Genomic DNA, 12,763 nt, shown 5'->3' with positions numbered 1-12,763 from the left:
CCTCTAATCCAACGAATTGACGGCAGTCGTGTGTTGCCCTGCTTGCACGTTTTTGATGAATCAGCTCGCCACCTCACAAAGTTCTGAAGGCCTTGGTTACTCCGAAAGCGCGAGCAGTAGTGCGAGCCGCTGGTTGGCGGGGCTGGAACTGGTATTTGAGCGTGATGGGCGAGGCTGTCGCCTGGCAAAAAATCATCACCGGGGTCCGCTGTATGTACAGAAACCATTTTTCCCCGAAGGGCGGGATCTGGCACACATATACCTGCTGCACCCCCCCGGTGGCCTGGTTTCCGGGGATCAACTGGATATCCGCATCACTGTCGCAGAGCGTGCACGGGCACTGGTGACCACGACCGGCGCCGGCCGTGTGTACCGAGCGCGCGGTGATGGCCTGCTGCAGCGGCAAAACACCCTGTTGCAAATTGCCGCAGGCGCGAGTCTTGAGTGGTTGCCTCTGGAGAACATCGCTTATCCCGGTGCCAATGGCTCCATGCACACCCGCGTGAACCTGGAACCGGGAGCGCTGTTTGCAGGGTGGGAGGTGACATCACTGGGGTTGCCAGCCCGAGGCGAATCGTTTCACCAAAGTCGATTGCATCAGCGTCTGGAAATTTTCTTGGATGGTGTGCCGTTGCTGTTGGACTCACTGCGATTGGGGGATCCCGCGGTTGACATGCTGTGCTCCAAAGCGGGGCTGAGTAACTTTCCGGTAAACGGGGTGATGGTAATGGGGCCGTTTGCGGAGTCGGTTTGCGATGACGCGATGGCGGAGTGCCGCCAGATTTTAACGTGTGGTAATACGCATAGCCTTGGCGGAGTCACCCTTGTGGCCAATATGCTGGTAGTGCGCGTGTTGGGGCGTTGTGCATTTGAAGTACGTGAATTGTTGAGCCAAACGTGGTGCTACATGCGTCCGCAGCTACTCGGGCGCAGTGCCTGTGCACCGAGGATTTGGCGCACATGAATTCAATAAAATAATTGCGGGTTTTCCATGGAATTATTGCCCAGAGAAAAAGATAAGTTGCTGGTGTTTACCGCCGCACTATTGGCCGAGCGACGTCTCGCCCGTGGCTTGAAATTGAACTATCCGGAAGCGGTGGCGTTAATCTCGATGGAAATCATTGAAGGCGCGCGCGATGGAAAAAGTGTTGCCGAACTAATGGGTTTTGGTCGCGAAATTTTGCGTACAGATCAGGTGATGGAGGGCGTCGCCGATCTGGTACACGAGGTACAGGTAGAAGCCACCTTCCCCGATGGAACCAAACTCGTGACGGTACATAACCCCATCAGCTAACGCGGAGGCAGCAAGATGATTCCCGGAGAAATTCAGGTCGCCGCAGACAGAGGCGATATTCAGCTTAATCCAGGGCGTGAAACACGGACCCTGCGTGTAGAAAACACCGGTGACCGGCCTGTGCAGGTTGGCTCTCACTATCACTTTTACGAGGTAAACCCCGCGCTCCGATTCGAGCGCGAACGTGCCCGTGGTTTTCACTTGAATATTGCATCGGGGACGGCGGTACGGTTTGAACCCGGCCAGGGGCGCGAAGTGGAGCTGGTGGCTTACGCCGGCGCCCGCAAAGTGTATGGATTCCGCGGTGAAGTCATGGGTGCGCTCGATGCTGTGGAGGTATGCGAGCCATGAGCCAGATGGATCGGGAAAGTTATGCACAGATGTTCGGCCCAACCACTGGCGATCGCGTTCGTCTTGGCGACACCGAATTGTGGCTGCAGGTGGAAAAAGATTTCACTCGCTACGGCGACGAGGTCAAGTTTGGCGGTGGCAAAGTTATTCGTGACGGAATGGGGCAGAGTCAGCGTTCATGCGCAGAGACGCCCGATCTGGTGATTACCAATGCCCTGATTCTCGACCACTGGGGTGTGGTAAAGGCCGACGTATCAGTGAAAAACGGGCGAATTACCGGTGTTGGTAAAGCCGGTAATCCCGATGTGCAGGAGGCGGTCGACATTGTCATTGGCCCCGGGACGGAAATTATTGCCGGCGAGGGTTCAATCCTTACCGCAGGTGCTATCGACGCGCACATTCACTTTATTTGTCCTCAGCAGGTGGAGGAAGCGTTGATGTCGGGTGTCACCACCATGATTGGCGGGGGGACCGGCCCCGCTACCGGCACGAATGCCACAACGTGCACGCCCGGCCCCTGGAATATTGGCAAAATGCTGCAGGCCACCGATAGCCTGCCAATGAATTTTGGCTTCCTTGGCAAAGGTAATGGCAGTTTGCCAAAAGCCATCGAAGAGCAGGTCGAAGCCGGGGCTTGTGGACTCAAATTACACGAAGACTGGGGGACTACCCCCGCGGCGATCGATTGCTGTCTCACCGTTGCAGAAAAATACGATGTACAGGTAGCAATACACACCGACACCTTAAACGAATCCGGCTTTGTAGATGACACGCTGGATGCATTTAAGGGACGCGCGATTCACACCTATCACACGGAGGGCGCCGGTGGCGGTCATGCGCCGGACATCATCAAGGCCTGTGCTTCAGCCAATGTTCTGCCGTCGTCGACCAACCCCACGCGACCGTATACAGTAAATACCGTAGATGAACATCTGGATATGCTGATGGTATGCCACCATCTGGATACCAGTATTCCGGAAGATATCGCTTTTGCGGACTCGCGTATTCGCAGGGAAACCATCGCTGCGGAGGATCTGTTCCACGACCTGGGCGCGTTCAGCATGATTGCGTCCGATTCGCAGGCGATGGGGCGTGTGGGCGAGGTGATTACACGCACCTGGCAAACCGCACACAAAATGAAAGTCCAGCGGGGAACCCTGTTGGAAGATCGTGCCGGCGATACCGCTGGTGCGGATAATTTTCGCGCGCGTCGTTACATAGCCAAATACACCATCAATCCCGCTATTACTCATGGTATTGCCCACGAAGTGGGTTCCATCGAAGAGGGAAAGCTGGCGGACCTGGTGCTATGGAAGCCAGCCTTCTTCGGTATCAAGCCATCCATGATTATCAAAGGTGGCATGATCGCCGCAGCCCCAATGGGCGATCCAAACGCGTCAATCCCTACACCGCAGCCGGTGCACTACCGTCCGATGTTCGGCGCTCACGGTATTGCTGCAGCAAAGACCTCACTGACGTTTGTTTCACAAATTGCGATGGAGCGAGATCTTGGGATAAAGCTCGGGCTCGCGCGCACGCTTGCTCCCTGTAAAAACACCCGCAGCGTGCGCAAAAAGGACATGTTACTAAACGACTGGCAGCCAGATGTGAGTGTGGATCCGCAAACCTATGAAGTGCGTGCCGATGGCGAGCTACTTACCTGCGAACCCGCCACAGAACTCCCCCTGGCACAGCGCTATTGCCTGTTCTGATTCCAAAGGAGGCCAGAGTGAAATTGGATGTATATCGACGGCTCGGAATTCGAAACGATGCGTCTGCAACGGAGCAGGTTGTTCTCGATCATTTGCAGCGTGACCGTGGGCGGCTGCGTGCAACCACATTAGGTGGTCACGAAGTTCGAGTTTTCCTGGAGCGCGGCAAGCCGCTGTTGGTGGGCGAAATATTGCAGAGTGAATGTGGTAAGAACATTCAGGTGGTGGGTGCGGACGAACCCGTAACAACTGCCTACGCAGCGGACTGGCAGATGTTTAGCCGCGCTTGCTACCACTTGGGCAATCGTCACGTAAAGCTGCAGATTGCCGATACAGATGGTGAGCGTTGGTTGCGTATTACTCCGGATCATGTGTTGGAGGAGATGCTCGAGCTACTGGGGTTAACCTTGAAGAAAGAGCGCACGGTATTCGTGCCCGAATCCGGTGCCTACAGTGGCGGTCACGCTAGCTCTCATAGTCACTCCCACAGCCATTCTGCTAATTCTGACACAACCCATGAGCATCACCACCACTGATACGGCATTACTGCGCTTACTGCAGCTATCCAGTGCTAGCTTGCCGGTAGGTGGCTATGCGTTTTCACAGGGATTGGAGTTCGCTGTAGAGGCCGGTTGGATAACCGACCTTAGCGGTGCCCGTGAATGGCTGTCGGTGCAGCTGCTGGAATCCATCGCCGGCGTAGATTGCCCACTGCTAATGCGCTGCCATCGAGCGTTACAGGCGGATGACGCAGAAGCGGGAGAAAACCACCAGCTCGCGTATTGGAATCAGTACACCTTGGCGTGCCGTGAAACCCGTGAATTGCGACTCACGGATACGGCAACAGGTGCGGCATTGATGCGCCTGCTGGCACAGCTGGATATTGTACAGACGCATCTGGATGGTGATATCAGCTTTGTCGCAGCTTTTGCAGTTGCGGCGCATCACTGGCAACTCAACGAGGAGGCGGCCACGCTCGGGTTTGTTTGGTCCTGGCTTGAAAACCAGGTCGCCGCCGCGACCAAGCTGGTGCCTCTTGGGCAGACTCAGGCGCAACAGTTGATTGGCGAGCTGCAGCGGGAAGTTCCGGCTGCGATGCAGCGAGCGCGACAACTTCAGGATCATGATCTTGGCGCTGGCCTGCCAATGCTGGCTATTGCCAGTGCCCGTCATGAAACCCAATACAGCCGCCTATTCCGGTCTTAAACATTCTCAAAAATAATTCGGGGATAACGATGACTTCACGAAAAAAACAAACTCTGCGCGTTGGCATTGGGGGGCCGGTAGGCTCGGGTAAAACTGCATTATTGCGGGAACTGTGTGCCGCGATGCGCAACCACTACCAGATTGCCGTAGTAACCAATGATATTTACACACAGGAAGACGCACAGTTTCTCACTCGGCATGAAGCGCTGGACGCGGACCGAATTATTGGTGTGGAAACTGGTGGTTGCCCCCATACAGCTATCCGGGAAGATGCTTCCATGAACCTCGCCGCAATTGATGAATTGATTGTCCGTCATGGCGCGCTGGATGTCGTATTTGTGGAGAGCGGTGGCGACAACCTCAGTGCTACGTTTAGCCCGGAGTTGTCGGATCTCACTATTTACGTCATCGACGTTTCCGCCGGTGACAAGATTCCTCGCAAGGGTGGTCCCGGCATTACCCGCTCGGACCTACTTATGATCAATAAGATTGATCTCGCACCACTAGTCGGCGCTTCGTTGGACGTAATGGATCGGGATGCCAAAAAAATGCGTGGCGAGCGCCCGTTTGTGTTTTCGAACCTGAAAGCGCAGCAGGGGTTAAAGGATATTATTCAGTTTATTGTGCGCGAGGGGATGTTGGAGGAAAAAGCGATTCCAGCGGTTGCTTAGTTGAGCAAACTCGACACAGCCAGAAGGGTCCTGACGCGAAAGTTGGGTTAATAAAATACTGTTTATTTAACGATTTGAGAAAACTGTTAGGAAGGAAGTCGTATGAAAATGCAGTTAGTTTTAAAGCTAGTGGCGATATGGATAGCTATGTCCATAAGTCTTATTGCGCATGCTCACGAAGGGCATGCTCCATCGGGTGTGGTGCACGACCTGCATCATGTGTTGTGGGTCGCGATGGCACTGGCAGTTAGCGCCGTAGCAGTATTTTTGTTAAGAAAAAGTACTAACAAGCAGGAAGAGTCAGAAGACTAACCGGCTAAGATTACGAGTCCGGATTCAAAGTGCGTATGGCAATGCCTGCCGCGGCGGTCCGGTTCTCAACCCCCAGTTTTGAAAATACACCCTCCAGATGCTTGTTGACGGTACGCGGGCTCACTTCCAGAATTTCCCCGATCTCCCGGTTGGTTTTTCCATTGGCAATCCAGAACAAGACTTCTGACTCGCGCTTGGTAAGGGTAAGCTTTTTTCGTAGGATTTCTTCTCCTGCGGGTCCATCATCGTCCACCAGCTTTAGCAGACAGGTCTTAGCATCCCGGCGTTCGACAAAAACCACTGCCAGTGTCTTTTTTAATCCATCCAGCTTTAGTTTGTTGCCAGCCGCTGGGTCGCGTTGCAGCCAAAATTTCAGTGTGACGAGGAGCTTCTGTTTTGCGTCGTCTTGCAGCGCTCCGGCGCTATCCAGGAGTGTGTAGGTTTGTGGTGTCGCCCACTGCATTTGTCCCGCCAGATCTACGGTAAACAAATACTGCCCGGTGGAGTCCAGTGCCTGATGTGCACTGGATGTCAGCCGCGCATTACTTAAATGCACTTTTATGCGGGCAATTAATTCAGTGGGTTTTATGGGTTTGGTGAGGTAATCTACTCCACCACTTTCCAGACCACGCACAATATCAGCGGAATCGGTGAGTCCGGTCATAAAAATAACCGGGATCGTCGCAAGAGCTGGATCAGCCTTGAGACGACGGCAGGTCTCAAATCCGTCCAGTCCCGGCATGACCGCATCAAGTAAAATCATATCCGGCCGTAAGCGTTGGGCAATATTCAATGCCTGGCTGCCATCTAATGCCACCAACGCATCGATCCCTGCTTGTTCCAGAGTGTCGTTAATCAGGCTCAAGGTGTCCGGGGAATCATCGACCACCAGTACGATATCCCCCGCGCGGCGCACAGATTTTTTTGGTTTTTTCGGCGAAGTCTCGACATCGTCGCAGGGGGTCATGGGGATTCCTCCGATGCGTGTTTCGTGGGTTCACGCGAATGGTTTACAAGCGACTCGCTTAAACGTTCAAGACGCATGCTGTTCGCTAGTTGACGGAACTCTTCCAACTGCTGCTCGCTGACGATGCCTGCAGTGGCAACTTTGTCCAAGATTCGTTGCACGCCACCACGGTAGCCGATCCGTGCATATGCCAATAGCTCGACCAGTAAGGGGTGCTTGGGGAGTATGTCTGTTTGTGTGTCTTTCTGTGTATCTGCCGGGCAGGATTTGTCTGACTCTGAATTAACTGTCGTGTCTGTGGGCGAATCCACATCAGAATCAAAACACCATTCCAGCGCCAATAGCTCCGCCATGGTGTCATATAGCTTTTGATTGACCAGAGGCTTAACCAGATAGGCGTCATGGTGGGCTTTGCAAGAGTCTCCCGGCTGTAGGTGATGCTCTTTTGCTTCCGCCGATAGCATTACAATCGGGCCATTATACGCACGCTCACGCAATGTCTTTGCCAGCGTTAGTCCATCCATGCCGGGCATGCTTACGTCCAGCAAAAATAGATCGGGATTACCCTGTTCAAGCTGAGCTAGGCAGTCTTCAGCGCTCTGGGCTTCACGGAGGGTAAAACCGAGAGGCGCGAGCAATTCGCCAATTAGGCCGCGGTGTATGGCTTCATCATCGACCACCATGATGGTTTGCCTTGGCCCTTGGTAACCGGTCAGATTTTGTGTTGGGATTTCACGTGGCCGCTCTGAATCCACCCATGACAACAGCAGAGAGACAGTGAAACGACTCCCTTTGCCGGGCGTACTCTCCATCCGCAGTTCGCCGCCCATAATCTCCGCCAGTAAATAGGCAATGGTGAGGCCGAGGCCCGTACCGGTTACCGTAGGGCTGTCGCCGTTACGCACTCGTTCAAAGGGCTTGAGAATACGCGCTTGGTGCTCAGGGTGAATACCGACGCCCGTATCGGCGATCGTAAATTCGGCAACCTGATTGCGATAGCGGATATGAAAATCGACTTTGCCAATGCGTGTGTACTTGATTGCATTCGATAGTAAATTGATCAGGATCTGTCGCAGACGCTTCTCATCGGCGATGACTGTATATGGCAGTGTGCTGTGAATGTGACAGTGCAGTTGAATCCCTTTGGCTTCAGCCTGTGGCCCAAACATGTCCACCATTTGTTCGATTAGTTCAGGTAAGCGCACACGATTACGGTAAATATCCAGACGCCCGGCCTCGATCTTGGAGATATCCAGTAGCCCTTCAATGAGGTCGGTCAGATATTCTCCGCTGCGTTTAATAATTCGCAGCCCGTTACGGTGTTTATCGGGGATGTCGGTCTGTTGGTTAAGAAGTTGGGCGTAGCCGAGTATCGACTGTAGTGGCGTGCGCAGCTCATGGCTGATGCCGGACAGGTAGCGACTTTTTGCACTGTTCGCACTTTCCGCCTCTTCCTTGGCGAATTGCAGGGCGCGGTCGGTTTCCTTGTGCGCTTCAATTTCGCTGATGAGCAAGCGGGTTTGCCGGTTGGATTCCAGCTGGGCCACGACGCGGCTGTCATGGGTTAGCAGGAACAGCCAACACAAGACACCGGCAATTAACACCAGTACCACAAACAGCGTCCAGAACGTTTGCCGCAGTGCATCGGCGGCTGCAGGCAGAGTAGGGGCTATCTGCCCATATATCAGCGATAGCATCCCCGCGATACAGGCACTGGCGCCGATCAGCAATACAGTAAAGCGCCCGAGCCGGGAGTCGATGCCATCGGCGACCTGATCGGGCACCAGCATTTTGATCAGCGCAAGTAGCTGCTGAGAGAAGTGTGCATCGGGCTTGCATGCATCCATGCAGCGGGAATCCAGCGAGCAACATAGTGAACAGATTGGCCCCTGATACGCGGGGCAAGAACTTACATCTGCCGGTTCGAAGTCGTTCTGGCAGATGCAACAGGTCTTGCTCGACTGGATTGTGCCGGAGTCGACTTGGAAGTCGTCGTCAGGAATGTTGCGGCGCACCGCCAGGTAAAAGTGCCCGCGGGTCACCACGCCGAAAAATGGCACCATCACAAAACAGATTGCCAGACTGATAAAACTGGAAAAATTCTTTGCTCCCTCACCAAAGTGGCCGAGATAACACAGAATGCCGATGACGGACGCGAGCAACATCGAGCCCACGCCCACCGGGTTAAAGTCATACAGGTGCGAGCGTTTAAACTCCACGTAAGATGGGCTGATGCCTAGTGGTTTGTTGATCATCAAGTCCGCAGCCAGGCATCCCAGCCAGCTAATCGCGACGAGTGAAAAAATACCCAGTACACCTTCCAATGCACCGTAAATACCCAGTTCCATCAGGATCAGTGCAATGCTCACATTGAACACCAGCCAAACTACTCGTCCGGGATGACTGCGGGTCAGGCGTGAGAAAAAGTTCGACCAGGCGATGGAGCCGGCATAGGCGTTGGTCACATTAATCTTCATCTGCGAGACCACTACCATAATCCCGGCAAGAATCAGTGCCATGGTGGGAGACTGGGTGATGTAGTTGAAGACCATTTGGTACATGTATACCGGGTCCGCCGCTTGTAGGCTGGAGGCACCGCGGGTGATTGCCAGGTAAGCGAGGAAGGAGCCGAAGAGCATCTTGATCACACCGATCAAAATCCATCCCGGTCCGGCAAGGGTGAGCCAAAACCACCAGCGTTTGCGGTTCTCGCGGGTTTTTTCGGGCATAAATCGCAGGTAATCCACCTGTTCACCGATTTGCGCCACCATTGCGAAAAAGACCGCACCGGCTGCACCAAATAGCATCCAGTTGAATTCGGCGCCTTGCGGGTTGTGTTGCGGTGCGTAGCGAGTCCAGTCCTCCACTCGAGATAGTTCAAACCAGGCGGCGATAGCGAGGGCGAGGCACTGCAAAAATAGCCATACCGGCTGTGTGCCAATCTGGAACTTGCTGATCGTTTGAATGCCGTGGGTGACGATAGGGATTACCGCAACGGCACAGAGTATGTAACCGATGGCCGGTGGAATCCCCAGTAGTGCGTGCAACGCCGAGGTGAGGATGGCCGCTTCAATTGCAAAGAAGATAAACGTAAATGAGGCGTAGATCAGCGACGTGATGGTGGAGCCGAGATAGCCGAAGCCGGCACCACGTGTAAGTAAGTCAATATCCAGCCCGTGTTTGGCTGCGTAGTAGCTAATGGGAAAGCCGGTAATAAAGATCACTGCGGCTACGGCGAGCATCGCCGCAACGGTATTGATAAAACCGTAATTGAGCGTCACCGCCGCCGCAATTGCTTCAAGAGCGAGGAACGCGGTGGCTCCCAGTGCGGTCTTTGCCACTTGTTCGATGGTAAAACGGCGCCCGCGCACCGCGGTAAAGCGCAGTGCGAAGTCTTCGAGTGTCTCGTCTCCCACCCACTTGTTGTAGGTCCGCCTTACGCGGAAAACCTGTTGTGCGGGGCGCATAGCCTGTTGTTCGTTGTCGTTATCGTTGCCCGTAACTACGTTAACCACCGGGATTTGCCTGTCACTGCCAGAATACTCCTGTTTTTCATGCAAGTTTCATGCAACAAGAATACCGAATCGATCCTTTTTCTTACTTCTTTAGTTTATCCACCACGGATTACCTGAGAACCGTCAAATGACGTAGTCCTGTGCCCTTATTCGCGTATAGCGCCTCTGGTTCGCCAATCGAATAATCGATAGCAGCAAAAAATAACCAATCGAGACCACAACGACGACTAAGGGGATATCAATGGAAACACCGACAGAGAGTACGCGACTGAACCATCAATCGCGGTCTAAGAAATTACTCGGCCGCGCAAGCTGTGCGGCGGCCATCTTGGCACTGAGCTCCGTGTCGCTTCCCGCACTGGCCAAACAGTATGAGTCTGAAGGCGGCCAGACCTTCAGTATCGGAGCTGGCTTCCGCTCGCAGTTTCAATCGGTAGAAGGCGACAGTGACTTCGCCCTGCCGGATATACGCGTGTATACCTCAGGCCAACTGAACGATACCGTCAAGTTCACCTTCAACCTGCAACAGCGCGACGGAGATACCGTCGATGTTCTGGATGCTATTGCCCAATTTGAGTTCACACCTGAGTTCAATATCTGGGTTGGGCATATGCTGACACCGGCAGACCGTATCGAAATGAGCGGGCCTTACTATGCACTCAGCTGGAATCAGTATCGCCAGCCTTTGTATGCCTCTGACCAAGGTGGCCAGGCGGGGCTCATTGGGCGCGACGAGGGCGTTACCTTCTGGGGTACTGCAGGCAAATTCCAGTATGCGGTGGGTACCTTCGCAGGCGTGGATGGCTTCAGTAACGAGGATGATAATCCGCTGTACGCAGCGCGCTTCGCCTACAACTTCCTGAACATGGAATCCAACCCAGGCTACTACACCAGCTCTACCTACTATGGTGGCCTCGGCAATATCTTCACCCTTGCTCTTTCCATGCAAAGCCAGGAAGACGGTGTGGGTAGTGCATCTGAAGCTGGCGATTTCTCCGGTTGGACTATCGATATGTTGTCCGAAACCGTACTCGGCGGCGGTGGAGTGGTGACCGTAGAGGGCGAATACAAAAGCTTCGATGCAGATTACACCCTGGCCTCGATGCCGGCGGCCGATGATTGTTTCTGCCTGTTCGACGGCGAGTCCGTTTTCGCTACTGCTGCCTACCTGTTTCCCAACGATGTGGGCCCCGGCAAATTCCAGCCTTACCTGAGACTGGTCGAGAACAGCCCGTCTGATGCCTCCAGCAGCAGTTCTACCGAACTGGGCCTTAACTATGTGGTGAGCGGCCACAACACGCGCCTCAATCTCAGTTTCGTCTCCGGTGACGCCAATGCTTCTGGCTATGCGGGTGACGACGTCGACGTATTGAGCCTGGGTATGCAGGTCCAGCTGTAAGTCCTGATCAACGCTTCAAAATCAATAAAGGAATCTATTAATGAATGTAAAAAAAATGATCGCCAGTATCGCTCTGGCGGCGGGCACGAGCGTCATCAGTAGTGTGGTGCTGGCGGCAGAAACCATCAAAGTCGGTGTATTGCACTCCTTGTCCGGCACCATGGCCATCAGTGAGACCACGCTGAAGGACACCGTATTGATGATGGTCGATGAGCAAAACCGCAAGGGCGGCTTACTGGGTAAAAAACTCGAAGCTGTGGTGGTAGACCCTGCATCTGACTGGCCACTATTCGCGGAGAAAGCGCGTGAGCTGCTGACCAAAGAGGAAGTGGATGTAATCTTCGGTTGCTGGACATCTGTATCCCGTAAGTCCGTACTGCCGGTGGTGGAAGAACTGAATGGGCTTATGTTCTACCCGGTGCAGTATGAGGGCGAAGAGTCCTCAAAAAACGTGTTTTACACCGGTGCTTCTCCCAACCAGCAGGCGATTCCCGCGGTGGACTATCTGATGTCTGACCTGGAAGTGGAGCGCTGGGTACTGGCGGGCACCGACTATGTCTATCCGCGTACCACTAACAAAATTTTGGAAGCCTACCTGAAGGCTGCAGGTGTTGCCGAAGAAGACATCATGATCAGCTACACCCCGTTCGGCCATTCTGACTGGCAGGGTATTGTTTCCGACATCAAGAAATTCGGTGGTGCGGGCAAGAAAACTGCTGTGGTTTCCACAATCAATGGTGACGCCAACGTGCCTTTCTACAAGGAGCTGGGTAACCAGGGTGTGAGCTCAGAAGACATTCCCGTAGTGGCCTTCTCTGTGGGTGAAGAGGAGCTTTCCGGTATCGATACTGGCCCGCTGGTTGGTCATCTCGCCGCCTGGAACTACTTCCAGGGTATCGATAGTGAAGCCAATGAGTATTTCGTGGAGCAGTGGAAGGCGTTTATCGGCGACGAGAAGCGCGTAACCAACGACCCGATGGAAGCGACCTATATCGGCTTCAATATGTGGGCCAAGGCGGTAGAGAAAGCGGGTACTACTGAAGTTGACGCGGTCGAGCAGGCGATGATCGGAATTGAGTTCCCGAATCTGACGGGTGGCATAGCGAAGATGAACAAGAATCATCACCTGTCGAAGCCAGTGTTTATCGGTGAGATCCAGGATGACGGGCAGTTCGAAGTAGTTTGGGAAACCGACGGTGTCGTTGCCGGTGATGCCTGGTCCGATTTCCTGCCTGGTTCCAAGGATCTGATTGCCGATTGGACAGCGCCGATTAAGTGCGGCAACTACAACACCAAGTCCAAGGCATGTAGCGGTCAGGTTCAGTAAGTCGAACGG

The 12,763-nt window shown here is 54.0% G+C and carries 12 protein-coding genes; 10 read left to right on the top strand and 2 right to left on the bottom strand.

The features are described from left to right. Positions 1–55 precede the first annotated feature (55 nt). The 8 genes from LCM31_RS02665 to LCM31_RS02630 all read left to right on the top strand — a co-directional run bounded on the left by LCM31_RS02665 (position 56) and on the right by LCM31_RS02630 (position 5,546). The gene (locus tag LCM31_RS02665) at positions 56–964 is read left to right on the top strand and encodes an urease accessory protein UreD (protein WP_224867318.1); all 909 of its coding nucleotides are present in this window, start codon (positions 56–58) and stop codon (positions 962–964) included. A 27-nt stretch (positions 965–991) separates the two neighbouring features. Continuing rightward, positions 992–1,294, top strand: a complete 303-nt coding sequence (locus LCM31_RS02660) for an urease subunit gamma (protein ID WP_224867316.1) — start codon at positions 992–994, stop codon at positions 1,292–1,294. A gap of 15 nt (positions 1,295–1,309) precedes the next feature. Next, on the top strand, positions 1,310–1,645 hold the full coding sequence (locus tag LCM31_RS02655; RefSeq protein ID WP_224867313.1) for an urease subunit beta: 336 nt from the start codon (positions 1,310–1,312) through the stop codon (positions 1,643–1,645). Then, a complete protein-coding gene (gene ureC, locus LCM31_RS02650) occupies positions 1,642–3,357 on the top strand; it encodes an urease subunit alpha (RefSeq protein WP_224867311.1) in 1,716 nt (571 codons plus the stop codon). The genes LCM31_RS02655 and ureC overlap by 4 nt, the downstream gene beginning before the upstream one ends. 17 nt (positions 3,358–3,374) lie before the next feature. Then, positions 3,375–3,893 (top strand): urease accessory protein UreE, encoded by a 519-nt coding sequence (locus tag LCM31_RS02645; RefSeq protein ID WP_224867309.1) that lies wholly within the window; start codon positions 3,375–3,377, stop codon positions 3,891–3,893. Next, positions 3,874–4,563: an urease accessory protein UreF gene (locus LCM31_RS02640; protein WP_224867307.1), complete on the top strand. Its 690-nt coding sequence runs from the start codon at positions 3,874–3,876 to the stop codon at positions 4,561–4,563. The genes LCM31_RS02645 and LCM31_RS02640 overlap by 20 nt, the downstream gene beginning before the upstream one ends. Before the next feature lie 29 nt (positions 4,564–4,592). Beyond that, complete coding sequence (gene ureG / locus LCM31_RS02635) at positions 4,593–5,234, top strand: urease accessory protein UreG (RefSeq protein WP_224867305.1); 642 nt, start codon at positions 4,593–4,595, stop codon at positions 5,232–5,234. 102 nt (positions 5,235–5,336) lie between these two features. Then, on the top strand, positions 5,337–5,546 hold the full coding sequence (locus LCM31_RS02630; RefSeq protein ID WP_224867304.1) for a hypothetical protein: 210 nt from the start codon (positions 5,337–5,339) through the stop codon (positions 5,544–5,546). Positions 5,547–5,556: 10 nt separating this feature from the next. Here the strand turns inward: LCM31_RS02630 and LCM31_RS02625 are convergent, their stop codons facing one another. Next, positions 5,557–6,513, bottom strand: coding sequence for a response regulator transcription factor (locus LCM31_RS02625; protein WP_224867302.1), 957 nt, complete (start codon positions 6,511–6,513; stop codon positions 5,557–5,559). Next, the gene (locus LCM31_RS02620; protein ID WP_224867300.1) at positions 6,510–10,028 is read right to left on the bottom strand and encodes a hybrid sensor histidine kinase/response regulator; all 3,519 of its coding nucleotides are present in this window, start codon (positions 10,026–10,028) and stop codon (positions 6,510–6,512) included. The genes LCM31_RS02625 and LCM31_RS02620 overlap by 4 nt, the downstream gene beginning before the upstream one ends. A 241-nt stretch (positions 10,029–10,269) precedes the next feature. On the opposite strand from LCM31_RS02620, the gene LCM31_RS02615 reads away from it, so the two are divergent. Next, positions 10,270–11,427, top strand: a complete 1,158-nt coding sequence (locus LCM31_RS02615) for a hypothetical protein (RefSeq protein ID WP_224867298.1) — start codon at positions 10,270–10,272, stop codon at positions 11,425–11,427. Between the two features lie 55 nt (positions 11,428–11,482). Continuing rightward, positions 11,483–12,754 (top strand): urea ABC transporter substrate-binding protein, encoded by a 1,272-nt coding sequence (gene urtA, locus LCM31_RS02610; RefSeq protein WP_224868645.1) that lies wholly within the window; start codon positions 11,483–11,485, stop codon positions 12,752–12,754. The last annotated feature ends 9 nt before the right edge of the window (positions 12,755–12,763 follow it).

It is taken from the genome of Microbulbifer agarilyticus (genome assembly GCF_020171345.1).
GTDB lineage: Bacteria > Pseudomonadota > Gammaproteobacteria > Pseudomonadales > Cellvibrionaceae > Microbulbifer > Microbulbifer agarilyticus_D.
Note: the sequence above shows the minus strand (reverse complement) of the source record. Positions and strands in the feature narration are given on the sequence as shown.